This window comes from Pirellulales bacterium (genome assembly GCA_035533075.1).
Taxonomy (GTDB): domain Bacteria; phylum Planctomycetota; class Planctomycetia; order Pirellulales; family JAICIG01; genus DASSFG01.
The window spans coordinates 26815-52252 of the sequence record DATLUO010000121.1 but is presented as its reverse complement, the minus strand read 5'-3'; the positions used below and the strand labels follow the sequence as shown (position 1 = coordinate 52252).

At 63.0% G+C, this 25438-nt stretch carries 24 protein-coding genes; 8 read left to right on the top strand and 16 right to left on the bottom strand.

The annotated features are described in order from the left end of the window. Window positions 1-86: 86 nt before the first annotated feature. The 5 genes from VNH11_15560 to VNH11_15540 all read left to right on the top strand — a co-directional run bounded on the left by VNH11_15560 (window position 87) and on the right by VNH11_15540 (window position 5483). Complete coding sequence (locus VNH11_15560; protein HVA47785.1) at window positions 87-1343, top strand: PQQ-binding-like beta-propeller repeat protein; 1257 nt, start codon at window positions 87-89, stop codon at window positions 1341-1343. A gap of 20 nt (window positions 1344-1363) precedes the next feature. Then, window positions 1364-2581 (top strand): VCBS repeat-containing protein, encoded by a 1218-nt coding sequence (locus VNH11_15555; GenBank protein ID HVA47784.1) that lies wholly within the window; start codon window positions 1364-1366, stop codon window positions 2579-2581. Next, a complete protein-coding gene (gene aroH, locus VNH11_15550; GenBank protein HVA47783.1) occupies window positions 2571-3032 on the top strand; it encodes a chorismate mutase in 462 nt (153 codons plus the stop codon). The genes VNH11_15555 and aroH overlap by 11 nt, the downstream gene beginning before the upstream one ends. Before the next feature lie 126 nt (window positions 3033-3158). After that, window positions 3159-3980 carry a sugar phosphate isomerase/epimerase gene (locus VNH11_15545; GenBank protein HVA47782.1) on the top strand — a complete coding sequence of 274 codons (822 nt, stop codon included), beginning with the start codon at window positions 3159-3161 and terminating at the stop codon, window positions 3978-3980. A 567-nt stretch (window positions 3981-4547) separates the two neighbouring features. Continuing rightward, window positions 4548-5483 carry a diacylglycerol kinase family protein gene (locus tag VNH11_15540; protein HVA47781.1) on the top strand — a complete coding sequence of 312 codons (936 nt, stop codon included), beginning with the start codon at window positions 4548-4550 and terminating at the stop codon, window positions 5481-5483. A gap of 134 nt (window positions 5484-5617) precedes the next feature. Here the strand turns inward: VNH11_15540 and VNH11_15535 are convergent, their stop codons facing one another. The 4 genes from VNH11_15535 to VNH11_15520 form a co-directional block, all read right to left on the bottom strand. Beyond that, on the bottom strand, window positions 5618-6469 hold the full coding sequence (locus tag VNH11_15535; protein HVA47780.1) for an amidohydrolase family protein: 852 nt from the start codon (window positions 6467-6469) through the stop codon (window positions 5618-5620). Window positions 6470-6478: 9 nt separating this feature from the next. After that, window positions 6479-6925, bottom strand: a complete 447-nt coding sequence (locus tag VNH11_15530; protein ID HVA47779.1) for an RbsD/FucU family protein — start codon at window positions 6923-6925, stop codon at window positions 6479-6481. Between the two features lie 46 nt (window positions 6926-6971). Next, window positions 6972-7703, bottom strand: a complete 732-nt coding sequence (locus tag VNH11_15525; GenBank protein ID HVA47778.1) for a hypothetical protein — start codon at window positions 7701-7703, stop codon at window positions 6972-6974. A gap of 156 nt (window positions 7704-7859) precedes the next feature. Next, window positions 7860-8357 carry a hypothetical protein gene (locus tag VNH11_15520; protein ID HVA47777.1) on the bottom strand — a complete coding sequence of 166 codons (498 nt, stop codon included), beginning with the start codon at window positions 8355-8357 and terminating at the stop codon, window positions 7860-7862. A gap of 64 nt (window positions 8358-8421) precedes the next feature. Here VNH11_15520 and VNH11_15515 point away from each other — a divergent pair, with 64 nt between their 5' ends. After that, window positions 8422-8550 carry a hypothetical protein gene (locus VNH11_15515; GenBank protein HVA47776.1) on the top strand — a complete coding sequence of 43 codons (129 nt, stop codon included), beginning with the start codon at window positions 8422-8424 and terminating at the stop codon, window positions 8548-8550. A gap of 77 nt (window positions 8551-8627) precedes the next feature. Here VNH11_15515 and VNH11_15510 read toward each other — a convergent pair whose 3' ends face one another. The 11 genes from VNH11_15510 to VNH11_15460 all read right to left on the bottom strand — a co-directional run bounded on the left by VNH11_15510 (window position 8628) and on the right by VNH11_15460 (window position 21953). Beyond that, window positions 8628-8870 (bottom strand): hypothetical protein, encoded by a 243-nt coding sequence (locus tag VNH11_15510; protein HVA47775.1) that lies wholly within the window; start codon window positions 8868-8870, stop codon window positions 8628-8630. After that, window positions 8863-9444 (bottom strand): hypothetical protein, encoded by a 582-nt coding sequence (locus VNH11_15505; GenBank protein ID HVA47774.1) that lies wholly within the window; start codon window positions 9442-9444, stop codon window positions 8863-8865. Before VNH11_15505 ends, VNH11_15510 begins: the two co-directional genes overlap by 8 nt. Before the next feature lie 12 nt (window positions 9445-9456). Beyond that, window positions 9457-13617, bottom strand: coding sequence for an FtsK/SpoIIIE domain-containing protein (locus tag VNH11_15500; protein ID HVA47773.1), 4161 nt, complete (start codon window positions 13615-13617; stop codon window positions 9457-9459). After that, on the bottom strand, window positions 13618-13839 hold the full coding sequence (locus tag VNH11_15495) for a hypothetical protein (protein ID HVA47772.1): 222 nt from the start codon (window positions 13837-13839) through the stop codon (window positions 13618-13620). 266 nt (window positions 13840-14105) lie between these two features. Then, window positions 14106-14654 carry a hypothetical protein gene (locus VNH11_15490; GenBank protein ID HVA47771.1) on the bottom strand — a complete coding sequence of 183 codons (549 nt, stop codon included), beginning with the start codon at window positions 14652-14654 and terminating at the stop codon, window positions 14106-14108. A 195-nt stretch (window positions 14655-14849) separates the two neighbouring features. Beyond that, window positions 14850-15122, bottom strand: coding sequence for a WXG100 family type VII secretion target (locus tag VNH11_15485; protein ID HVA47770.1), 273 nt, complete (start codon window positions 15120-15122; stop codon window positions 14850-14852). Between the two features lie 170 nt (window positions 15123-15292). Beyond that, window positions 15293-17338, bottom strand: a complete 2046-nt coding sequence (gene brxL / locus VNH11_15480; GenBank protein HVA47769.1) for a BREX system Lon protease-like protein BrxL — start codon at window positions 17336-17338, stop codon at window positions 15293-15295. A gap of 317 nt (window positions 17339-17655) precedes the next feature. Further along, entirely contained in the window at window positions 17656-19890 is a 2235-nt protein-coding gene (gene pglZ / locus VNH11_15475; GenBank protein HVA47768.1) for a BREX-1 system phosphatase PglZ type B, read from the bottom strand. Next, window positions 19887-20342: a hypothetical protein gene (locus VNH11_15470; protein ID HVA47767.1), complete on the bottom strand. Its 456-nt coding sequence runs from the start codon at window positions 20340-20342 to the stop codon at window positions 19887-19889. Before VNH11_15470 ends, pglZ begins: the two co-directional genes overlap by 4 nt. Then, window positions 20339-20500, bottom strand: a complete 162-nt coding sequence (locus tag VNH11_15465) for a hypothetical protein (GenBank protein ID HVA47766.1) — start codon at window positions 20498-20500, stop codon at window positions 20339-20341. Before VNH11_15465 ends, VNH11_15470 begins: the two co-directional genes overlap by 4 nt. A gap of 301 nt (window positions 20501-20801) precedes the next feature. Next, window positions 20802-21953 (bottom strand): hypothetical protein, encoded by a 1152-nt coding sequence (locus VNH11_15460; GenBank protein ID HVA47765.1) that lies wholly within the window; start codon window positions 21951-21953, stop codon window positions 20802-20804. 15 nt (window positions 21954-21968) lie between these two features. On the opposite strand from VNH11_15460, the gene VNH11_15455 reads away from it, so the two are divergent. After that, a complete protein-coding gene (locus VNH11_15455; GenBank protein HVA47764.1) occupies window positions 21969-22322 on the top strand; it encodes a hypothetical protein in 354 nt (117 codons plus the stop codon). A 13-nt stretch (window positions 22323-22335) separates the two neighbouring features. Here VNH11_15455 and VNH11_15450 read toward each other — a convergent pair whose 3' ends face one another. Beyond that, window positions 22336-23424 (bottom strand): DUF1574 family protein, encoded by a 1089-nt coding sequence (locus tag VNH11_15450; GenBank protein HVA47763.1) that lies wholly within the window; start codon window positions 23422-23424, stop codon window positions 22336-22338. Window positions 23425-23549: 125 nt separating this feature from the next. Between VNH11_15450 and VNH11_15445 the strand changes: the two genes are divergently transcribed. After that, window positions 23550-25310, top strand: a complete 1761-nt coding sequence (locus VNH11_15445; GenBank protein HVA47762.1) for a DUF1598 domain-containing protein — start codon at window positions 23550-23552, stop codon at window positions 25308-25310. Window positions 25311-25438: the final 128 nt, after the last annotated feature.

Here is a 25438-nt window from a genome sequence, read left to right as displayed (position 1 = left end):
ACCTCCCTAGTCCGTTCCGCCACATTAAACCATGATTCGGACCCGGATATTGGCAGGCGAAAACCTCGATGCGGAGAACCATCACCGTGAAGAAGTTGCTACTGGCACTGACGTGCGTGCTGACGGCCACGGCCGCCTCGGCCGAAAACTGGCCGCAGTGGCGCGGCCCGAAGAACGACGGCATCAGCCATGAAAGCGATTTGCCCGTCAACTGGAGCAAGACCGAAAACATCGCCTGGCGGTTGCCCTTGCCGGGCCCGGCGGGCGCTACGCCGATCGTCTGGGACGACTCGATCTTCGTCACCAGTGCCACGCCCAACGGCGATTTGCTGCTGTTGTGTGTCGGCACCGATGGCACCGAACGCTGGCGGCAAACGGTCACCAGTGGCGACCGCACCGTCCGCGGCGACGAAGGGAACTCGGCCTCGCCCTCGCCCGTCACCGACGGTGAGCACGTATGGGTGTTTTTCGCCAACGGCGTGCTTGGCTGCTATGATTTTTCCGGCAAGGAAGTCTGGAAGGAAGACCTGCAGCAGGTTTTTGGCAAGTTCGACATCGCCTTTGGCCTGACCAGCACGCCCGTGCTCGACGGCGACCGGCTCTACCTGCAATTGCTGCACAGCAAGGCGGCGCTGGTCGTGGCCCTCGATAAATCAACGGGCAAAGAAATCTGGAGGCACGAACGCCGGAGCGATGCCCACTCCGAGTGCGAACACTCGTATGCCTCGCCCGTGCTTTACCGCGACGAGCAACGGGCATTTTTGCTCTCGCACGGCTGCGACTACATCGTGGCACATAGCCTGGACGACGGCCGCGAATTGTGGCGCTGTGGCGGACTGAACCCGAAGGGCACGTACAACCCCACGTTGCGTTTCGTGGCCTCGCCGGTGGCGGTGCCGGGCCTGATTGTGGTGCCCTCCGCCAAGAACGGCCCCGTGCTCGGACTGCGGCCCGACGCTCAGGGCGACATTTCCGATTCGTCCAAGGGCCATCGTTGGGTGCGGGCGCAGAACACGCCCGACGTACCCTCGCCGCTGGTCGTGGATGGCCTGGTCTATCTCTGCCGCGAGAACGGCGTGCTGATCTGCATGGACGCCAAAAGCGGCAAGGAGATTTACCAGGAACGGGCGCATTCCGACCGTTATCGGGCATCGCCGCTCTACGCCGACGGTAATATCTACTTGACTGCCCGCGGCGGCGTAATCACCGTGGTGAAGGCCGGCCCCAAGTTCGAGATTCTGGCGTCGAACGACATGCAGGAGCCGATTTCGTCGTCGCTGGCGGTCTCGGGAGGGCGTATTTATATCCGCACGTTCGAAGCACTGTATGTGGTCGAGAAATGATGAGAGATGAGGGATGAGAGATGAGGGATGAGAAATGGCGGACGGCGTGCTCCGCGGTTGCGCTGATCGGCGGCGTTTTTCTAACCGCAGTCAGCGCAGCCGCTGAAATACGCTTGCGGGCCGAGCAGCTTCCGGAACGGCTGGAGGTCGGCTATGCGGTGACGGTGGTCGATATGAACGCCGACGGCCGCACCGACATCGTCGTGGTCGATACCAACCGCGTCCTATGGCTGGAAAACCCGTCGTGGAAAGTCCACACGCTCATTCAAGATCAGACCAAGCGCGACAACGTCTGCATCGCACCCTACGACATCGACGGCGACGGCCAAATCGACTTCGCTCTGGGCGCCGACTGGCGGCCGATCGACACGCGCACGGGCGGCACCATCCAGTGGATTTCGCGCGGCACTTCCGCCGACGGCCGCTGGCAAGTACACCCCATCGGCGAACAACCGACCACGCACCGCATGCGCTGGGCCGATCTCGACGGCGACGGCCGCAAAGAGTTGCTCGTCGCGCCGATGATGGGCCGCAACTCCACCAAGCCGCTGTGGATGGAGACGCCTTTGCGACTCTTGGCGTATAAGATTCCGGCCGATCCGGTCCACGATGCCTGGCAGCCGCAGGTGATCAATGAGGAGCTGCACGTGGCGCACAATCTCTGGCCCACCGATCTCGACCGCGACGGGCAGACCGATATTCTCATGGCCAGTTTCGAGGGCGTCACGCTCTTGAAGCGCAAGGCTGATGGCACGTGGAAGAGCCGGCCGATTGGAGCGGGGAACCAAGACAACCCCGAAGCCCGCGGCGCCAGCGAGATCAAACATGGCCGCATCGCCGGCGGCAGCGACTACATCGCCACCATCGAGCCTTGGCACGGCTTCCAGGTCGTTGTCTATACCCGGCCGAAGGACGCCGCCCAGCCGCTCTGGGACCGCAACGTGCTCGATTCCGATTTGAAGTGGGGCCACGCGGTCTGGTGCGCCAACCTGGACGACGACGTTGACGACGAGCTGATCGTCGGCGTGCGCGACGACAAGAGCGATTCGGTGCGTTGCGGCTTGCGGATTTACGATCCGCAGGAGCGGGGCCAGCGTTGGCAGCGGCAGCTTGTCGACCAGGGCGGTGTCAATATCGAAGACCTGACCGTGGCCGATTTCAACGGCGACGGCCGCAACGACATCGTGGCGGTCGGGCGGCAGTCGCACAACATCAAGATCTACTGGAATGAGCGATGACCGACGTATCCGCTGTCGTGGGGTGCGCGGCGCGACGACCGTCGAGCACAATACGCGCGAAGAGCTGCTGAAGGCCACGCAGCAGCTTTGGACGTTGATGGTCCGCTTGAACGGGATCGAGCATGAAGACGTGGCCAGCGCCATCTTCACGACCACGACGGACCTGGACGCCGAGTTTCCGGCCCTGGCCGCGCGGCAGCTTGGCTGGCTCGATGTGCCCCTGTTGTGTACGCACGAGATCAGCGTGCCCGGCTCGCTGCCGCGGTGCGTGCGGATTTTGATTCACTGGAACACATCGAAGTCACTGGCCGAAATCCAGCACGTCTACATTCGCGGCGCGGCCAAATTGCGGCCCGACCTCTGCCGTCTGCCGCCCGTCGATTGGGACGAGCTGGAAGCCTGGATCGAGGCCGAGCTGGCGGCCCAGGAGAAACTGAGGGCCAAAACGTAGGGTGGGGCCAGCGAGCTTGCGAGCGCCGGCCCACCATTCCGGCAATTTTGGATTTTGGATTTTGGATTGAGGCGGAAGCATTACTCGTGAAATCTCAAATCCAAAATCCAAAATCCAAAATTCCCCATGAAGCCCGCCATCAGCCAGGTCTGTTCGCTCAACTCGCCCTTCGACAAGGACATCGAAGACTACGCGGCCGGCGCCTGCCGGGCGGTGGAAATCTGGCTGGGAAAGCTGGAAACCTACCTGGAAACGCACTCGCTCGATGACGTGCGACGCTTGCTCGACGAGCAGCAGATGGCCGCGCCGGTGGCCAGCTTTCAAGGCGGGCTGCTCGTCAGTCAGGGTGATGCCCGTCGCGAGCATTGGGAGCATTTTTCCAGGCGATTGACGCTCTTGCGAAAGCTCGAAATCGGCACGCTGGTGGTGGCCTGCGATGTGATGGGGCCGCTCGCCCAGCAAGACCTCGAGCGCGTGCAGGCATCGCTCACTCAGGCTGCCGTCCGGGCAGGCGAGCAAGGCGTCCGGCTGGCGCTGGAATTCCAAGCGTCGGCCACTTTCGGCAACAACCTGCAGACGGCGGCGGCACTGGTCAACGAAACCGGTTCGCCGCATCTCGGTCTCTGCTTCGACGTGTTTCATTACTATGCCGGCCCCAGCAAGGCGGAAGACCTCGCTTATCTGACGCGCGAAAACCTGTTCCACGTGCAGCTTTGCGACATCGCCGGCACGCCGCGCGAGTTCGCCGGCGACGCCGACCGCATTTTGCCCGGCGACGGCGACTATCAGTTGCAGCCGGTCCTCGACGCGCTGCGGACGATCGGCTACGACGGCTACGTCTCGTTGGAGCTGATGAACCCGCAGATTTGGCAAGTGCCGGCCCGGCAATTCGGCGAGATCGGCATGACTTGCTTACGCAAAATCCTGGGCCAGGCGAGCATGGGTTAGATTGCACGCGCTCGGCAATGAGACATTTTCGGTGGCCCGGGCAGAAGCTGGCCGAGAACGACCCGGCAATCATCAAAAACGCTACGTCGGCCAGCGATGCCCCGGTGGTGGCGCTACCGGGGCATCGCCGCGGCAGAGCGCTAACAGGGGAACTGGTCCATCGCGCGGCTCTGCCCCAGCCACCGCTATTTGTTTCAACGACCACCGCGTGCAGTATGTATGAATGCCGGGGCCGGGGTCGCCCACGGTTGGAGGACGTGGGCGTCGATTGGACTCGACCCCCGACCACTAGGCTGCGAGATTCCCAAAGCCGTCGGACCCATTGTGCGGCTCCGGTCCTCGCCCACCTCCGGCTCGGCTGGTCGCGTTCGACCAGCGTCTTCGCCACACCCAATTGGATTGTAGAGCCACGGGCAAACGACTCTGGCACGCCGCGCACCGTGGCACGGCTGCCAGGCCCGCCTGACGCTCGGTAAACTTGGATGATTGGCGGCGGGCCGGGTTGTTCTCGATCGCCGCGGACCGAATTTTAAGTTTCACTCGACACTCGTTCCGTCGCGACTTTGCATGAGTGACGCTCCCCACGACCAAGGCCCATTGCCTCCCGGCGTCATCATCGTGGCCAATCCCTATAGCGGTGCGAAGGAAAACCGCACTTGCGTTGCCGCATTGTCGGCCGCGCTGATCGAGCGGCAGCTCGAACCGCGCATCGTTTGGGAGCTTGGCGAACTGGCCGAGGTGGGCACCGACCCCTTGGCTGCCGAGCGATACCGGGCAGTCGTGGCCGCCGGCGGCGACGGCACGCTGAACCGCGTGATCAACCTGCAAAACCGGCTGCCGGTGTTCCACTTTCCTTTGGGCAACGAGAACCTGTTTTCACGGCAATTCGGCTGCTGTTCTGAGCCGGCGCACGCCGCGGCGGTGCTGGCCGCGGGCCGCACGCGGACGATGGACCTGGGCCGGGCGGGAGACCGGCTGTTTGCCATCGTGGCCAGCGCCGGCTTCGACGGCGACGCCGCCCACCGGCTGGCCCACTGGCGGCAGCACGAGGCGGGCCTGCGCCGCGTGCGCAGCGTGAGCTATGCGGCCCCCATGTTGGCCTCCGCCTGGCGTTATCGCTATCCCTTGTTCGATGTGGACGCCGATGGCCAGAGCATGCGCGGTGCTTTGTGCATGGTGTTCAACATGCCGCAGTATGCCAACCGCTTGCCGCTGGCCTACGACGCCAACCCGCACGACGGCGTGCTCGACTGGATCGTCTTCGAGAAGCCCGGCAACCTGCCGCTGATGAAATACGCCCTGAGCGTATGGCTGAAACGGCACCGCCAGCGCGGCGACGTGCGTTATGGCCGCGCTCGGCGGATCGCGCTCACCTCGACCGGTCCGGTGCCGATGGAAATCGACGGCGAAGCGGCCGACTTTGCCCCGGTCGTGATTGAGGTCGCGCCAAGTGCCCTGCGCGTGGTCGTGCCGCAAATGTCGTGCGGCTGCCCTCCGTCGTAGGGTGGGACCAGCGAGCTTGCGAGCGCCGGCCCACCGTAAACGACGTCGCTATCGGTGGGCCGGCGCTCGCAAGCTCGCTGGTCCCACCTTACGTTCGTTGCAGCGGTCAAGCGCCGGCCCAGGATGTCCAGGTGTCAACGCGGCAATTGATAAAAGCAACCCGCGGTGCCGCCGAAGATGGCCTGTCGCTCGTGCGCGCTCAACGGCCCCAGCGCTTCGTTGAGGGCCTCGAATACTTGCTGATACGTGCCGGCCAGCTCGCAGACCGGCCAATCGGATCCGAACATCAGCCGCTCCGGGCCGAACAGCTCCAACGCGGCCTGGACGTAGGGCTTCAGATCATCGGCCGTCCAACGCCGCCAATCGGCCTCCGTAATCATGCCGGAGAGCTTGCAGTAAACGTTGGGAAACTTCGCGGCCGCCTTGAAACTCGGCAGCCAATCGTCGGTGCGGCGGTCTTTGATGTGCGGCTTCGAGAGATGGTCGATCGCCATCGCCAGCTCCGGCGCGTGCGTGGCCAGCGCCGGCACATGCCGCAGGTGCTTGACGTAAAACAGCAAATCGAACGGCACTGCGCGCTGCTCCAGCACTTTCAGTCCGCGCAGCACGTCTTCGCGAACGATGAAATCGTCGTCGGGTTCGTCCTGCGTGACATGGCGGACGCCGACGAACTTGGGGTGGTCTTCGAATTCGCGCAACTGCCGTTCGCAGTCGTCGCTGGCCAAGTCGATCCAGCCGACGACGCCCGCGATAAACTCGTGCCGTTCGGCCAGCCCCAGCGCCCAGCGGTTCTCGGCCAGATTATGTTGCGTCTGCACCAAGATCGACTTGTCGATGCCCGCGGCCCGCAACTGCGGTTCAAGCTGTTCGGGCAAAAAGTCGCGGCGGATGGCGGCGTTCCGCGGCGCATTGAGCCAGGTGTAGTTGAATGGCGCCGGCTGGTCGAGCCGCCAAAAGTGCTGATGCGCGTCGATGGTAGGTGGCATAGTGCCTTGTCATTCCATCCGCACGCCGATCGACAGCAGCAGGTTGGCAAATCGCTGCTGATCGGCGGTCTGGATCGTGAGAACATGGTCGGGCGTCTCGACGGCCTCGTAAAAATCCCACTTGGCGATCGGTTCCAGGCTCACGTTCAAGCCGGCCGCCCGAATCACTTCGCGATATTCGTCCCAGACCGGCGGGTCGCGGTCCAGCGTATACGGATCGTCGGGCGTGTACATCATGGTGTTGACGCCGTCGATCGGCACCGCCGAAAGAATCGCCTTCAGCACTTGCGTGCAGTTCACCACGCCGGGCATGAGGTTAAGGCAAACCAGTTCGGCGTTGGGACCGCGTTTGGTCGAGGCCGGATAGTTGCCGTCGGCGATGAGCACCTTGGCATGGTGCCCCGCCCGGCCGAGCACTTCGTTGATTTGGGGATGCAGGAGCTGGTGTTTGAGCATGGGTTACCAATCCAGGGGAAGCCAACTGAGGTGCGAATCAATTGCTTCATTCGCGCGTACTTAGACGCTGGACAGCGTCGACGAACGAGGCCTCAGACCACTTCCGGCGGCGGCCCTGACCGTAATCCGGGCGAATGTACCAATCTCCGCCGATCCGTGCCACCATCATCGAATCAAATACGGGCAACAGCGCCAAGTCGACCAGCCCCGAAGTGCCTGGCGCGAAACGAGCGATCGGATCCAAAAGGAGGTGGTTTTCTCCATCATAAAAGTGAAGCTGCGGAAGGTCGTATTCGCCGATCAATTTGTCTTTAAGGTGTTTTTTCTTGGTCTTGGCAATCCACTCGCGCTGCTGGCACCAGTCGGCCGCCTGGTTGACGAGCGACTCGACTTGGGCGGACCATTCGGCCTGCACCGAAGGCCGAATGATTTCAATGATCTCCTGCAGCTTGTCCCAAGCGTCTTGAGCCTGATTCGCTGCGCCGTCCGCAGCGCCGTTCACGGCAGCCGCCATCGCAGCGAACCCCTTCACGGCCGCAACGAGCCGTTTTCGTGACGATGCATCGAGCCCCGCGAAGTCGTCGACGCTGAAGCCCTCGACGCTTTCCGGCTTGAGCCATTCGTCCGCGCTAAAAATCATCCGGGCTCGTTCGGCGGCATTCAAGTGCGCGGTATCGGCCTCGACCGACGGGGCCGCAAGCGACAACGTGTGTCGCAGATTTTGGATGAATTCTTCCCGTGCCATTGTGAGGGGGCTGAGAATCAAGGAGAGCCTCATTTATTCTCTGCGGAAACCAGTTGGTTGCAAAGGGCTATTCCGGCCGCCTCTGCCGGGGATTCGAGACGGCTAAATCGTAGGGTGGAAGCGAGCGGGCTTACGAGCGCCGGCCCACCATTGAGTCGCGCCGATGGCCGGCGCTCGCAGGCTCGCTGGTTATCGAGTCGCTGATTCGGTCAGCGCCTCGACGACGTATTTGGCTATGCCGGTTAGCTTGGCACAGAAGTTCATGCCCGTTCCGTCACCAAGCGCGAGAGAGCAGTGGTTGTGCGGCATCCACAAAGATAGACGATCTAATGCCTGATCGGAAATCCGGTCGGGACCGGTGATAAAGAGGTCGTCCGGCTTCGGAGCCACAGGCGCCCGCGAACACAGCCAAAGCTCATCGAAGCCGAAAAACAATCTTGATTCTCGATTGAGCTTGAGGAGACCGCGCGTCTTCAAGAAGAACCCTTTGCCCAGCAGGTGCAACTCGCCGCGCTTCCGCAGCTCACGCAGCGCGGCGTTGCGCTCGACGACGGGCGCCAGATCAACAGAACTGTCCAGGCAAGTAATCAGCGCATAGGCGATCGCCGTCGCGGGTTCAAGGTCCGACAAGAAATTGTGGATGGTTGTGCCAATCCAACCAGCGGTGTACTGCGAGGCTGTGCTCATACTATTCTCCTGGCCTCAATGCTCGTGCTGGCCGTCTCGCCGGTTTCTTCGACCAGTCCCAGTCGTGAGCGTGCGGATCGCCCGCCCCGATGTGGTCGTGGCCATAGTCGATGTTTTTGACGGCGCGACCGTCAAGACCGTAAAAACGCCGCTGGATGACGTTGCCGTTTGCGTCCCGTTTCTCTCCTGTTGAACCTGGCGTTCCCGTCGCGGGAAGGTCATCTGGACTGCGTGCCATGCCTTACGATTTCCGCAACCTCATCTCATCCCTTACGGAATGTTGTCTAATATCCGCTGAACGCTCACGGGATCACTGCCGCGCTCAAGGTTGACGAAAGCAACTTCCGGCTTTCCATCGACCGACATTACTTCGTCGTCGAGCCGATAGGAAAGCTTGTTCGCGTCAAGGGCGGCAAGGACCGTGTCTAGCTGGTTGAGCGGCACAACTACAAAAGGAGCAAAAGCGCCCTCGGTCGATACGCAAAGCCGCTTTTGGGTGACGGCATCAATCATGGCCATTCCTTTCTGCGATTCGTCGGCGACCGACGGCCATTATGCCGCGCGCCTTCGTCGGCTTGGATATCCCCAGCTTTTCCGCGATTAATTCAAATCCTGCCTCGTTCTTGAACGCTTCGATCTCGGCCTTGCGGAGCCTCACCTTTTGCCATGACGACGTGGCGTCATGATGCCGCCGTATGAAATCCTGCGAAAGCGTGTAGAAATCGGGTTCTTTGGCCCCCTCCGTGCCATTGTACGCTCCGCCAAACTTGCCAATGTTCAAGAAGGCCACGACGACAAAATCGAAAGCGTCGAAGCTGGTCTCTTTGACAGGAAATCCTCGATCGCAGTCAGTGGCATAGCGGCTCTTGACTTGAACGCGAACCTGGGGCAGCTCGGTCCTTGACGGCCGATGGCGCGGATCCGGGTGGATGCAGATCAGATCATAGCCCTCATTATTTGGAGGCGCTTTATACGCGAGGATGTTGCGGCGCATTAGATAGCCCATGACGAGATGCTCTGCGCCAGCGGAGACGACGGGAAGCCGAAGGAATCCTCGCTTAGCCGCTGTCGCGCGATGCTTTACCATATAACGTCGCCTTCACCCCACCGCTTCCGGCTCATCTGAGCTTCGCTCCAACACCGCTTCGCGCTCTTCCCCCGCGGCATGCCCGTCGCCGTTCGGCTTGGCATCGCCGTTGGGTTGAACGGCCGCCGGTGCGGCTGCGGCCGCGGAATCGCCGTTCGCACCGAGGGGAACGGCAGTCACCGGCGGCTGGCTGTCGCCGTCGGCCCCGGCGGTTGCCGCTGGAACCACCGGAGCCAGCGGACGTGAACGGAACTGCTGGCCGACCCAGTCGAGCCACTCGGCCGGCGGCAACTCATAAGGCCGGAACTTTTCGAGCTTGCCCAGCTCTTCGCTGTGGAACAACGCCCGCTGCTCGCCCAGACGGCTGGCGACCGGCGAATCGATCAGCGCGCTGGAATCGTTCGGACTCATCTGGAACAGCACCCGCAGCTCGACTTCGCGCAGCGCCTGCCGGTCGAAGGTGCGCTGCATGTTCGTCACGCCGTCGCACCAGGCCAGCACGTGAATGCCCAAGTTCGGCCCCTCGCGCATGATCGACACAAGCTGCTGCGAAGGCGTCTGCTCTTCGCCCCGCGAAAAACCGAAATCGTCTTCCTTCTTACGCAGCTCGCGGAAACGCTGCAAGTCGTGGACGATCAAATACCAGGCCGGCAGATCGGTCAGGTTCTCTTGCTGGCGTCGGGCAACCTCTTCGGCCACCTGCTTGACGATCGCCACCGTGTCGCGCTGCATGCCCAGGCGCGTCTCGTGCGGCAGGGCCTTGGCCACCCGCTCGAAGGTGCCCGCGTTGGCGTGTTCGGGCGGAGTGCCGTCGAGCACGAAGAACCGCGTGCCCGGCTGTTCGCCCGAAGCCGGCGGAAATTGCGCCGCCAGGCTGATCTGAGCGGCGGCCAGAATGGCCAGGGCCTGCATGTCGTTCTGGCCAATCAGCAGCAGGTTTTGCCCGCTCTGCCGCCGCAGCACAGCCGCCGTCGGCTCCTTGATCGCCACCGGATCGCCCAGCCAGGCCGTGGCCGGCATCTTCGAATCGAGCGGCCAACTCGGCGCACGCAGCAACTCGTCGAGCGCGAGATTCTTATCGAGCTGGCCGGGCACGTTGCCTTCGAACACGATCAGCGGATACTGCGTGCCGTCGCGCTCTTGGCGCACAAAAGCCCGAATCCGCTCGTGCCAACGCTCCTTGTCTTCATCCGGCAAATACGCCACCTGGAAGGGATGGTTGGCGTCGGGCAAGCCGCCCGCGTCGTTGTAGATCGCCTCGCCGGGACGCGACAGCAGCCGTGCGGCCTGGTTCTCTTCGCTGAGAATCAAATGCGCGTCGGCGTCGCTGCACTGCAATGCGATGCGCACGCCCATCTGGCCCAACGTGGTGCGGGCCAGCGAATAGGCCCCGCCCAACGTCTGCGAACCGAGCAGCACGTGCATGCCGAAGGCACGGCCCTGACGCACCAGGCGGTCGAACAACAGGCCCACTTCCTGGGCCAGCTTGTCGTCTTCGACGAAGAACTCCTGAAACTCGTCGATGATCAGCAAAATACGCGAAAGTTGCTGCCCGGTGTTGCGGCGATAGCCGGCCACGTCCTGGGCGCCGGCGTCGCGGAACTTCTCGCCACGCACGCGCAACTCGACGTCGAGCCGTTGCAGCACGCTCAGACCGAACTCGCGGTCGCTCTCCACCGACACGACCCGCGCGTGCGGCAGCCGGTAGGTGGCGTAGGTCTTGAACTCGACGCCCTTCTTGAAGTCGATCAGGTACAGCTCCAACTCCTCGGGGCTGTAGGTGAGCGCCAGGTTGGTGATCAGCGTGTGCAACAAGGTCGATTTGCCCGATCCGGTCTTGCCGGCGACGAGCACGTGCTGTGCCGTGCCGCGGCCCAGTTCCAGGAACTGATGCTTGGTGGCGCCGGCCGGACCGAGCGCCACGCGAATGCCCCTGTTGGTGGTGGCTTTCCACCATTCGTCGTCCTTGGGGGCGATGACCGCGAAGGGCACCTCGACGCGGCTGGCGTTCTTGGCCGCGTCGCCCACGCGGCGGACCACGTCGGTGAACACGTCGCCCGGCGGCGCCCGATCGAGCGTCAAGGACAGCCGCCCGAACTCCGGTTCTTTCCACACGTAGCGGTCGTCTTGCCAGACGAAGTTCGTACAGTGCTGCTCCAGGTCGGGCAGCTTGAAGCCCTGCGGCAATTGCAGCTTGGTATCGACGCTGATCAGCGTGTGGACGCCGCACCGCGCTCCACTGGAGACGATGCTCAACAACCGCCGGCAGGCCGCCTCGCTGAAGTTGGCCGGAAAATTGGCGATCACCAGAAAGCGGAACGGCTCGGCCACTTCGCCCGCCGCTTCGTTATAAGCCTCGATCGTCTCGAACTCGTTGCGGAGATACTTTTGGATCACCACCTCCATCTGCTCGGTCAGGTCGGCCAGCCGCTGCTCGATTTGGCTCGACTCGGTCCAGATTCGGGCGCCGATCAACTGCTCGTCGAAATCGCCCAGATGCATGAAGGCCGCGAAATTCTGACCCAGGCCGATCGGATCGACCACCACGAACCGCGCCTTGCCGGGCGGAATCGTCGTCGCCAGCCGCAACATGGCCGCCTGCATGATGCCGATCGCCTCGTCCCGCGCCTTGCCCTGTCCCTTGAACAGCATCGAGCTGTGATCGGGAAACGTGACCAGCGCCGGCTGCTTGAGCACCGGCAAACGCAGACCGCCGCTGCCGTCGGCCTCCTCCTTTTTCCGGTGGGCGCTCAGATCGTCGAGCACGGGCGCCGAGTCGTCTTCGACCCGCGGCTTGTCGTCGAACTGCTCCGGAGCCGCTTGCCACTGGCCGAGCCGAACGACCGGCGGCAGCTTGGTGGGAGCCTTCCATTCCGGCGAAACAATGAACTGCCAATCGGGAAACAGCTCGCCGCACTGCGCGTTGACGTCGGCCGCTTCGCTTTGCAGCCGGGCCACGCCCTCGTGCCAGCGGTCCAGCCGGCGCTGCTTGGTGTTCTCGATCGTCTTGCGGCACTCTTGCGTCGCATGACGATGATTCTCCCCGAGCGCGTGCAGTTGCTCGTCGAACTTGGCGGGTATCTCCTTGCGGCGGCGTTTGATCCCGCTTTCGATCTTTTCCAGGGCGGCGTCGCGGCGCTGCGTCACTTCGGCCATCTGCTTGTCGTACCGCCGCTGGGCCTTGGCGATCAGCTCGTCGCGCTGCTTGACCGCCTTGTCGACGCGCGTGCGGCAGAGTTCCTCGGCCTTGGCGTCGTCGCGCTGCCGCCGCTGATCGAGCGCGGTGCTTTCGCGGCGATAGGTCTCGCCGGCGATCTGCTGCCACCGCTTGCGGGCCAGATCGGCATAATCGAGCGCGTAGGCCAGCGGTTGATACGCGGCCACCACGCGGCCCTGCACGCTGGAGCGCATGGCGACGAACGTGATCAGCGCGATCACCAGCCCGGCGACCGTGCCGGCGCCGCCCATCATCAGCGGATTCCATTTGGTCGCCACGCCCACACCCGCCGCCACCGCCGCTGCGACCACGAAGAAGATCACCAGTGCCATGACGGCCTTGGGCTTCTTCACCGCCCGCAGCTCTGCCATCTTGGCGTCGGCCACCTTGAAGGCTTCTTCGATCGCCTGCTGCGGATTGACGTTGGCGGGCAACTGGCCGAGGGGCTGGCCCGGCTGCTCGGTCAGGCCCTCTTGCCCGTGGACCGCGAGAAGCTGCTTCACTTCTTTGCGCCGCGACTCGATGCCGATGGCGGTCGAATCGGTGCCGTTTTCCAGATCGCCGTACTTGGCTTTGAGGTTGTTCTTGCCGGCCTCGTGGACGCCGGTCATCTCGAAATGAGAGTCTTCCTTGATCCGCTCGGCCTCGGTCTGCTCTTGCTGCCATTCGGCGGTGGCCGTTTCGCTGGTCTGGCGGTAGGCCGATTCGATCTCGCCGATCGCCTTCTGTGCGGCGGCGGTCAGGCGGTCGCGTTCCGACTGGTATTCCGCTTCGGCCGCATCCAACTCCGCCTTGCGCTGGGCCTCGATTGCCTGGCGAGCCCGCTGGTGCTCTTCTTCCGAGGCGGCCAGTTTGGCTTCGAGTTGCGTTTCGGTGCGGTTGTCGGCCAGCTCGGCCACGAGTCGGGCGGCGTCGGCCAGCATTTGCCGCTGGCGTTGGATCAATTCAGATTCCATTTACGTGCATTCCTGGCAAGCCTGATGAAACACCTGCGACAGCCGCCGCAGCTTGTCGAGCGTCATCCGCACTTGCGGCTCGATGGGCTCCATATACTTGGTGTCGAAGTCGACCCGTCGGGCGTCGTTCCACACCTCCTTGGTTTCTTCCCAGTGCAAGCGGACGGTTTTGGTGGCGTCTTGCAAACGTCCCGCGCCGGCCGCCAGGTCGCCCGGTTTCATGGTTGGTCTCCTTTTCTATGCGGTAGGGTGGGACCAGCGAGCTTGCGAGCGCCGGCCCACCATCAAAGGGTTCAGGGTTCAGGGTTCAGGGTTCAGAAATACTCGAATTGACGTTTGCCTGACGCCTGACGCCTGACGCCTGACGCCTGACGCCTTTCCAACTTGGGCCTTGGTCGTTTGCTGTTCGGCGTTCGATTGCCAATTTGCAATTCGCAATTTGCAATTTGAAATTCCCCCGTCTCTCCCGCACTCCCTCACTCCCTCGCCTACTTCGCCCCTTCCGTCGATTGCGGCGGCTCGTTGGTCATCGACACTTCCGAACTGGCCATGGGTGCGGCCACGCCGATGTAGGCTTCCAGGGCGCTCAGCAAGCGGTCCATCTCGGCCATTGCTTTGGGCATTTCGCCGGCCAGCATGTCGGCGAGCTGCTGCGATTGTCCTTGATAGTCTTGCATTTCCTCTTCGAGCACCCGGCTCCACTTCTTCACGGCCTTCAACTTATCTTGGGCCTCTTCCAGCCGCAGTTGGGCTTTCTTCAGGGCGACCTTTTGATCGGTGCAGTCGGGCACGCGATCGCCGAACGACTGCATGCGGCAGCGTTCGTATTCGCCACGGGCATCGGTGACGGCCTCTTCGCGCTTCCGCAGTTCGCTCTGCCACTGTTTGAGCAGATCGTTTTGGAACCAATCGATGCCCCGCCGCACCGACATATCGTTGACGGCCTGCGACTCCCTGGCTTCGTCGGCGTAATTCGCCAAGGCCGCCCGGAAGTCCCGCAACATGGGGATGGAATGTACGCTGGCTGCACCATTCATTAGTGGTTAGTGGTTAGTGGTTAGTGGTTAGTGGTTAGTGGTTAGTGGTTAGTGGTTAGTGGTTCGTGGTTGGGGGTTAGTGGTTCGTGGTTCGTGGTTCGTGGTTCGTGGTTGAGGGTAGCATGGCGAGCGGGTAGCGGTCGGCGGAGTTGTTGTGCCAAATGCTACTACCCACTACCCACTACCCACTAACCACTATCTCTGCGTCAGATATTCTTCGACGCGTTCGGCCTTTCGGAGCAGGAAGGGGATATGTTCGTTGCTGGCTTCGACGAACCGGGCGATGGCGACCATCGTGGTTTCGAATTCGGCGGAGAACTTCAGGTTTTCCTGGTCACGCCAGGTTTGGCTTAGGGCGCCGAGTTGCCCGTGCAGCACCTGCATACGGTTTTGCAGATCGCCGTTGAAGACTTTGAGGGCATGGGCGAAGCGGCGCAATTCGGTTGGATCGACAATTGCTTGCGACATGGGAGCTCCGTAATAGAAGAGAGGGAACGGACGCCTTCATTTTGTGCCAGTCCGACGCGGCGGTCAAGGAAGGCCCCGCGGCCCGGCGGGAATTTTAGGGCTGCTCGCGATCTCATCGCTGAACCTCGTGGACGGCAAGAGATCGTCGGCCATGACCGTCCCGCACCACGCTAATCAGCGATCGCCTTGATGAACGCCTCGCGCACGTCGCCGTAGAACAGGACGTTGACCTTGGTGGCCATGTCGTCGGAAAGGTCGAAGAGTTGCTTTCGGGCCGAGACCGGCATCAGGACGATGCCGGCCCCTTTCTCGACGGCAAGTTCCACCACGTCGATGGCGTTGTGCAACAGATCAACGGAGCCGCCCAGATTCAGGCCCCCAACCACGACCAGCCCGCCCCGCAGGCTGCGGTTGATGAGCGCGCTGCACATGGCCAATAGGGCAGCCACGCCAAGTGAGCGGCCGCCTTTGCTAGCGTCAAACGCCCGAAGCTGAATCGAGAATTCGTGTTCGCGCGGGTTGCGGTCGCCGACCAATTCCGCGGCCCGTGAATAAAGGTTCGCTTCGGCATACTTGACCGACTCGGAGAACGCGGCAGGAGCCGGGCGGTTCAAAACCCTGACTCCGCCGCCTGGCCCCTCGGTGACTTCAATGCGATACAGGCCAGAGCCCTCGTCCTGGTCGCCGGGACTGACCGACCAGACTTGCCCGGCGGGCAGCGGGTCGTGCCCGACATGGTCTTCGCTTTGCAACTCCGGCGTGACGACGAACTTCTCCACGCCATCCTTGCCCAGCGTGTAGCTGAACTGAGTGTTCCGGAACTCGGCCGAGCCGATTCTTTTTTGCTGTTCCTTCACGCGCCGCCGGCACTCCAGGGCGAGCCGCACCGCCCATTCCAGGTCTTCGTCCGGCACCGGCTCGTCAGGAGAAGGGTACGTCAGCTTCAAAAGTCCGCTGATCGTCTTTACGACGGCGCTCTGGTCGCGCCCGCTGAGCGCCCCGCCGAATGTCAGCCGGCCTTGCAGCGCCGAAATGCGGTTGTGCGAGCGAAGCCGCGTCCAGCACTCGCTGACGAAGTCCGACACCAGGCCGAAGTGGTTCGTTTTGATCGCTTCGCTGATCTTCGGCACGTCCCAACCGGGTAGATAGCAATGGATGCGGTCCATGAGAGCGGTATCGTTGCGCATCTCGGGCGGCATGGGGCCGAAGAGGTGGCCGATGCGCTGCTGGTGCTGAACATCGACCTCGAAGTTGCCGACCATCACGACGCTGCCATACGCCCGGATGCTCTCCTTGCCCCGGCTGAACTCGCCGGACTCCATGTACCCCTTCATGATGTTCACGCCGTCTTTCTGGTCGAACGACACGCCGGAGATTTCGTCGAAGCAGACGACATCGTAAAGGCAAACAAGCCCCCGCTGGCCGGTGGCGTTGTTCACGAACATCCGGGCGACCGTGGCCTTGCCACCCGAGACGAGATGGGCGTAAGGCGAAATCTGCTGGTAGAGGTGCGATTTGCCCGTGCCTCTTGGGCCAAGCTCGACCAGGTTGTGGTTGTTCTCGACGAAGGGAACCATGCGGAGAAGCATTACATCGCGGTTGCGCTCGCTCATGCTCGTCGGTTCCAGGCCGACGCTACGGAGCAGAAAATTCTTCCAGCCGCCTACGTCGAAGCTCTTCCTGCCCAGATAAAGCACGTCCAGCACATCGCGCTTGGAAAGCTGGATCGGTCGTAGAGCCGCCACCGAGAAGGGCCGGCCGTTCTTCTCCTGCGCGATCACTGCGTCGTAGCTCAGGTCGACCTCGGCATAAAAGCCGCCGGTCAGCATGCGTTCGTGGTCGCGGACGAGCTTGTCTTCAATGGCGACGTCTTTCAATTGCAGGCTGGGGAGGCTCGCCACGTAAGAGTCGGTCTTGGCGTCGAGCCGCGTCGAGATGATGTCGATCAACTTGACCGAGCCTGTCTCACGGGCACGCGCTTTGAACAGTTCTTCTTCGCCGCTACGCACGGCCCGGTCGCGCAGTTGCCGTTCGACGATGCCCAGTCCCTCCTGGATTTCCTGCTCGTCCGTGCTGGCGCAGTAGCGACCCAGCAGGAATTCGCAGACGTAAGTTGGCACCGGGTATTGGCGCGCGAACTTCCGCACCAGGTCTTTGCGGACGATGTAGCCATCGAACGCGTCGGCGGCGATCCGGTCGAGTTCGTCTAATTCCATCGTCATTTTTCGGCCACGGATGAAACACGGATGAAACACGGATCAAGGAAAAGAGTTGGTTCAAGGAACCGTAGCCCGGAACGGGCGTCATTCGATAGCCCATCCGTGGCTTCCAAGTCTTTCAAGTCAACCTCCCACCGTCACCGGATTCTTTTCAATGACGTTGCCGGCCGGGTCGAGCAAGACCAAATGGGTTGGCGTTCCCTCGCGGGAATCCATCTCGGGCTTCACCACAAGAGACACGGTTCCATCCTTTCCGACCGGCTTTGCGTCGCCCACGAGCGAGGTCGCGGCGTCAGCGGCTTTGTCGCGCAGATCTACCTTGCAGTTCTCAAAGCCCCCTTCCACCCTGACTCGACACCGTAAACCCGCCCATTTGAACGACTCGATTCTCGCAGAAACTGTCGGCTGCGTTCCAGCCTGAATCGTAAGCTGCGGCACCAGCATTCCTGCAAGCTCAACCCGCCGTGGCCGTATTCCTTGCCGGCGATGAAGCTGTCGATCCCAGGCGGACAGGCGATTCGCACGTCGTCCGACCAGAACCAGGCAAAGCAGGGTAGATCGACCGTTGCCGCGGGTTTCACCACGGCGCACCGCCCCCAGCGAGTCGCCGTGAGGTATTTTGGCAGATCGGTCTTGGGCAGGCCCTTGGGCACCAGCAACCAACCGTGGTCGGTCACAATGCGAACCTCGCGCCATCCCGCGGAGAGCAGCGACTCGACTCGCTCCACCAGGCTGGCGACCAGTTCAGGGATGCGGCGTGCCAGGCCGACGCCTTTCTCGTGGCCCGTCTTGTCGACGTCACCGAACTCGGTCCAGGCCCGGCCCGCTGGTTCGCCATGGTCGCTGACGCCAAGGACTTGATAGCCGTCGGCTGCCAGCAGATTGCGGAATCGCTCGATCGTCAGCTCTTTTTGATCCGCGGCCAGGCAAGGGCGGAATTCTTCGCCTGCCGCGGTGCCCGTCAACTTATCGGCCACGGGTGAAACGGCTGGCTTCGCGGTCGGCGTCACGGAGGGGAGCGCGACGAACTGATGCTTTAGTTGCACGACGATCTGCTTGGCTTCGAGTGCTGCCTTGACCTTCTGGGCGAGGTCATAACGCAAGCCGTCCGCGAAGAGCAGGCAGGTTCCGCTGGGCACTTCCGACAGACGGGCGAAAGTACGTCCCGGCAACGGCTCGTGCATGGCCCGCTCTTGAAAGAGCTCGGCGGCATCACGCAGCCACGGCGAATAGACTTGGGCCACGGCGGCAGACACCACATCGCGGTCCGGGGCGCTCGATACGGCGGCCACGGCATCCAAGGCTGCCGCGTCAGCACGCCAGCCCGCTTCAGTGTAAAGCCTCGCCATGTCGCCGATGGTCGCGCCTGCGAGCGGTGTGCGAGTGGATTCGGCAAGCTTGGCCAAGTGCTCCAAGGCATCGGCGAGCGGCGCAAGTTTCATCCGCGCCCAGACCCACCCTCGTCGCTGCTTGTGACGTTCTTCCAACTCGTGCAACCGCTTACGGGCCTCGGCCACGGATGAAAAACGGATGAAACACGGATCGGAGGTAGAGCCGCCTCCTTCCTTTATTTCTTTATCCGTGTTTAATCCGTGTTTCATCCGTGGCTCACCAATCTGTCTCAGACCTTCCCGCAAATCGGCTTCCGCCGCTTCGTTGTCTTGCGGCCAGAATTCTTCGGGCTGATTGAACAGCGGCCCGCCCTTTTCTTTCGGCTTGGCGCGGCGAAGCTGCTCGATAAGGCCAGAGTATCGGCTCGGCGCAGAGGCGAACCGGTTCCAGGCTGTTTTCCAAGCGGTTTTTGTTTGAAGGCCAAGATGTTCGGCGCCGACAAGCGGCCCGTCGCTCTTCGGGTCGAAGCCGTAGTTCTTTAGGCAGTCGCTGCAGAGGGCTTCCCAGCGGTCGTGCTCCATCCGCTGGCGAGCGGCCTCGCGATCGGCGAGCCACGAAAGCAGGTCGTCCACCGGGTCGTCGCTGATAAGGAGGTGGAAGTAATGGCTGTTAAGCTCGCCACTGGCCGACTTTGCCCGCAACTCCGCCACCGGCAACTCCATCAGCTTTTCCAGGGCGCGGCGTGTGGCGCTGGCCGTCGCCTGATCTTTGGCGATCTTCAGTTGCAACCCGCCGTGGTTCGTTTGCAGATAAGCGGTGATCGTCCAGTCTTTGCCGTTGGATTGCGACCAGAACACGCCCCGATATTGAAGTTCGGCGAGAGGCTTCAATTCGTTCGGGCAATCCTCCGTCGCCCGTAGCGTGGCGCGACTGACGCCGGGCAAGTAGATAATTGGCACCGTACCGGATTGCCAAGTGACTGCCGGCACTTTCCCTGCGAGCACGCAGCGCAGCCAGATCGCCGGGCCGGTGCGGCTGGCAAGCTCGTACTGACCGAGCACGAGGAAGTGCGGCACCAGAACACGCAGCCGCGGCACGAGCCGCTCCCATTCTCTCTTTTCATCGGGCCAAAGGACGGCCGCGGGCGCAACCGCATCATCGCGGTTATGGTCAGCCGCCCTCTCCAGCGCGGTCAGCAGCGAATCGAAAACGGTCATGAAGCATCCTCGTCCAGGCGCGCGATCAACTTCGCCTTGTACTCCGACAGCAAGCGCGCGGGCAGGCGCAGCGAAACGAGCTTGGCCCGCAACACGTCGCGATACCAGTCCACGCCCAGTCCCAGGCCCGTACCCGCCAGGTGAGAAGGATCGTGGTGGTTGCCATTGTTGCTCCAGTCCGCCGCCCAATACTCCACGACGTCTTGCGCCTCGTCCAGCCCATTGCGGTCGAACTGTCCCGGCTGATCGCGAGAATACTTTGCCTCGCCGCTGCCATAGTCGAGCAGATGCTCGAACGGGTCATACCACAGTCCCAGCAGGTGTCCGACAAAGGCCTTCGCCTCCCAGCCGAGATCGCCCATCAGAGACCGAAACTCCTCGGTGAACCGAATCTGGTCCTGTTCGTCCAGTTCGGCGAGTTGAATCCAATCGTCCTTGCGGCTGATGGTCATTGCCAGTCCTCCAGGTTCGAATTTCCAGCTCCCGCGAGCCACTTCTCGCCAAACATGCTCCACAGTTCGCCCGGGGCCATCTCGTCCTTCCACTTGTCGAATTGCGGATGATCGGTCAGTTTTCCACACGTCGCATAGCTGTTCGGTCCAATCGTCATCAGGCGGATCTCATCCGCATTCAGCCAGTCTAAGAGGTACGGCGAATGGGATCCCGCGATGATTGCCGCTCGCGGCTCGGACCGCCAAATCGACGGCCTCCAGGACACTTGTCTTCCATTATATCCCCCGCTTCGCGCAGCAACCGTCTCCGCGTCGCCCGCCTCTTGCCGCCACCGGGGAATGACGCCCTTTCAGGGCTACGGTATATTGATTCACTCGCCTACCCAGGGTTCCGCTGCGCTGCACCCTGGGCTATCGAATGACGCCCGTTCCGGGCTACGGACGGCTCAACTTTGTCTTTCATCCGTGTTCCATCCGTGTTTCATCCGTGGCACGTGATTCGTCGGCGGACTTTCGCTCACGGGCCGCCTGTTTTTCGGCGTTCGTCAGGTGAACATCGTTCACGCGGTCGCCAACGGGTTCGTCGTCCTGCCAGAACCAGGGGTATTCGTCTCGATCGCGCTCGGGCTCTTTGCCGCGGTCTTTGCCCCATTTGATGTTCGGCTTCTTGCGGAGAATATCGGCCGCCACGAACGGGCGGATGTTCATCCGCACGCCGTCGTTCAGGTCCGGGTGCCAGCCGATGGCTTGCTCGGCGAGCGCTTTCCAGCGCACGAAGATGTCATAAGGCGGCTCGCCGGCCAGAATCAACTTGAGCTTCTGCTGCAAGTCCTGCGCGGCTTTCAGTCGCAGATCGGCGCCGGTCTTGTTCTGCTTTGCGTCGCCGGCCTGGGCGGTGATCCAATCCTGAAGATAAGAGTAGGTGAGGTTCTCCAGCGCCTTGTGGTCGAGCTTGTGATAGTTGACGAGCGCCGAGAAACCGTCTTTGCGGCCGTCCCAGAGGTGCCAGAGGAAAGGCCGCTGGTGAAACAGCTTGCAATGCTGCTCGAAGAACGAATTGCGGAGCCAGTCGTCCAGGGTGGCGGCCGCCTTTTGTTCCGCGGCGGCCAGCAAGTCGTGCAGTAGTGCGTTCGACCACCGCCCTCCATACGCCGCTTGCAAGACCTCCAAAAGCCGCTGAGCGGCGCCCGGTTCGCCGCGGACACTGGATAAACAGACGATTCCGTCGCGGTCCGCCAAGGCGTCGATCGCGTCGCACGTGTCGGCCTGTTCCGGCCAGCGATACCCCAACAGCCGCGCCACCGACACCTGGAATGCCTCGGTGCTCGTCGCGATATCTCCCTTGAAAAACCACTGCGTCGGGTCGTCCGAATGCGGCGTGGGAAGTCCATGCGGATAACAAAAGAGAGCGTAGAGATGTCGCAAACCCGCCAGGATCGGTTCGCGCGATAACGCGGTCATTCCCCTCCCAGATTGTTCCGCAAGCTTCAGCCACTCGTCTTCGCCGGCGGCGGGGCCGATGCCGGTGCAGGCGATGTTCAACGGCGGCAAGGCGCGATAACCAAGCGGCTGTCCGTCTCCGCCGGGGAATTTCCAGGCGGCCAGTGCCAAGGCGAAGGCGGCGATTTGCGTGCAGCGCGGATCGATCTCCAGGCCGAAGAGATTGTCGCAGGCGGACCGCCGCCGGATGGACCGGACGGCGGAGGCTTCGGTCCACCGCCAGGGCCGCCGGGCGGACGTCCGCGCCCCGGAGAAGTGCTGCCGCGATTCGTGCAGGACGAGCTTAAATTAACTCGCCGACAACGGGCCCAACTTGAGAAGCTGCAGGCCGACGTCGACGCGCGGCTGGCGAAGATTTTGACGGAAGAGCAGCTTCAGCGTGTGAGCCAGATGCGCGATCGTGGCCCCGGCGGCCCGCCACCTGGTGGGCCTCCGCCCGGCGGACCAGGCCGCTTCGGTCCGCCCGATGGCCGTCCATGAACGTGGCCTCCGGTCAGGGCGTCTTTCCGCGAGGCACACGAGCGACACGCTGATGGGCGACCGGCAGGGTGTTCTGCGCCAATCTTCGGCTGAATGCCGTCGCGCCGCTGCACAGCAAATGATGCGAGTCGAGAAACGCTTCTTCGCCGCACCACGCCCGCGCATCGACCAGTGCCACACCGTGACGATCGGCAAGCTCGCTCAAATATCGGTCGGCCTCTTCCGATGCCTCCGCCGAGTACCACTGCCGGAAGCGCGGACCTTCCGGCATCACCACCAGCGTGGCGACAATCTGGTTCTCGCGGCACAGGCCGAGTAGCTCGTCGATCGCCTCTCGCGCCAGCAAACCGACCCTCAATCCGCCCAAACATTCCGCGTAGGACTGCCGGGCCAGCTCGACGCCACGTTGAACCGCCTCCGGCGTCCGCACCGCGTCGGGGATGGCCGCCCAACCGTGCGCGTCGAAGGGCGCGAACAAGTGCTCGTGCCCCTCGCGCGGCAAGAGATCGGACCAGTAGCGGCGCTTGATCGGCAAACGATGCGCGTAGGCCGGCGCGCACAAGCTCACAAACCAGTCGGTCCGCAGGCCGCGGGAATCGTCCGTGCGGCCGGCAAAACGCTCGACGAGCGGGAGTTCGTCGTGCCAAAGCCGCGCGGCCGGGTAATGCGTGGCCTCCTGACGCATGGCCTCGTCAACGAGCAAGGCGGGCAGCACTTCAATCAGCACCGCATCGGGACGAATCCCCTCTTTCAGCAGCCTTCGCAGTGCAATCAACTCCGTCAGCGGACCGCCGCCCGGAATGCCGAAGTTGTAAACGGTCGCCGCCAGGCCGCCGCTGCGCACACAAGCCTCGTAGACGCCGGCATCGTACCCGTGTACCGTCCGCGAGCTGCCGAGCATCACCAGCAGCCCGTCCGCGGCGTCGTGCCGGGGCAGCCGATCCCTTAATTGCCCCAGTTTTTGGCCGTATAATGGGTCGCGAAGCTCGGGCAGCCAACCCTCGATGCCGACCGCCAGTGCCGCCTGACCGGCGGCAAACAGCAGCGCCGCGCAGGCGAGGCAACGTCGGGCATGAAGCTGTCGGGCACGCCGGGGCGTCATTTTGGCTGGAAGGGCAATCCGGGCGAATCGGTGAATTTTCTTGACTTCGCGACCGCCATCTTGGAATCTATAGTCAGGCATGTTACTTACTTGGCAGAATCAGAGAAGAGCAAGGAGTCGAGTTTATGGCACGCAGATGGCTTGACGGTCGCCGACATTCGGCGTGGCGGCGTGTTGGTATGGCACTGGCCCTGGTGGTTTGCGGCGTCGCGCTGGCAAGCTTGCCGGCTTCGGCCGATCCTGCGCCGGGCGACGACGCGCTCTTGGCCGAACAGCTTGCCAGCGGCGAGTTCGCGCCCGCCCTGAGCCGGGCCGAACAGGCACCGCCGGCGCAGCGCGATGCGCGGCTGGGCGCCATCGCCAGAGCACAGGCGGCGGCGGGCGAACCACGCGCCGCGTTGGCCACGGCCGGTTCGATGCGCGACGACGTGCTCCGCCGCCAGACGCTGACCGAATCATCGTCACCGCCGCCAGCGGCACGCGGCGGCGCAGCGGGCGCCGACTTCAGCTCGCTGATCGAACTCATTACGTCCACCGTCGCGCCGACCACCTGGGACGAAGTCGGCGGTCCCGGCGCCATCAAGGAATATCGCAACGGCGTTTACGTCGATGCTCTCGGCGTGGTCCACCCCGTGGTCGACAAGGACGGCGGCAACCGGCTGAACCAGTTGCGGCAAAGCGTGGCCCATGCGGCTGCCGACGGCCGCGTCCGCCAGTCGTCGCCGCTGCGAAAAATCTCGCTGCCGCGGCTGGAACGCGAGATTCAGTTGCGGCTGGCGGCAGGGCAGCCGCTCGACGAAGAGATGCAAGTGCTCGCCGGACTGCAACGCATCCGCTATGTGCTTGTCTATCCCGATACGGGCGACCTGGTGTTGGCCGGGCCGGCCGGTGATTGGACGCTCGACCGCGAGAACCGGCTGGTCGGCGCCGACGGCGGGCGGCCGGTCGTGCAGTTGGACGACCTGGTCGTCATCTTGCGGCACGTGCTCAACTCGCGCGACGGCGAATTCGGCTGCTCCATCACGCCCACCGCGGAAGGGCTGGCGAAGGCCAAGGCGTTTTTGCAGGCGTCGAGCGGCAAGCCGCTCAAGCCGGGCACGAGAGGAAAATGGCTGGCCGAGCTGCGCGGCCAACTCGGCCGGCAGAAAGTCGAAGTCTTCGGCATCGACCCGCGCACCCGCGTGGCGCAGGCCATCGTGGAGGCCGATTATCGCATGAAACTGGTCGGCATCGGACTGGAAGAAGGCACGGTCGACGTGCCCAGCTATCTCGACATGCTGAAATCGGCCGGCAAAGGGGCCCAGTCGCTCGACGTGCTGCGCTGGTGGTTTACCGTCAACTATGAAGCGCTGGCGACGAATGCCGATCGAAACGTGTTCGAGCTTCGCGGGCAGGGCGTGAAAGTGCTCAGCGAAAACGAGCTGCTCACGGCCACGGGCCAGCAGGTCCACACCGGCCAGTCCGACCCGCTCAACGCGGAGTTCGCTCACCGCTTCACCAAGCACTTCGAGGCCCTGGCAAAGAAGTACCCGGTGTATGCCGACCTGCAGAACATTTTCGATCTGGCATTGACCGCCTCGCTGTTGCGGTCGGAGGCCCTTGCCGACCGCATCGGTTGGCATCTCCTTTCGCTGGGCGACCCCAACCAATACGCCGTGGCCCACGGACCGGCGCCGCGCGAAGTCGACACCGTGCTGAACCACCGCGCTGTGAATCGCGGGAATCGCGTGGATATTCTGGCGGCCATCAGTGGCGGCGTGACGGTCAATTGCCGGTCGCTGGTGGTGCCCGACGCGATCGTCACGGACCGGCAGGGCGAGCTTGGCAGCCAGCAGCAGCGATCGGCTCCGGAGAAGCTGCAGCGGTCGGCCTGGTGGTGGGACTAAGTAGCCCGCTTGCTCCGCAAGCGGGAGGGAAGCAGCCCGCTTGCTCCACAAGCGGAACGCCGTTGGCCGGAAGTGTTGGCATCCCGCTCTGCTGATTCTGCACGGCAGCGTGTAGGGTGGGACCAGCG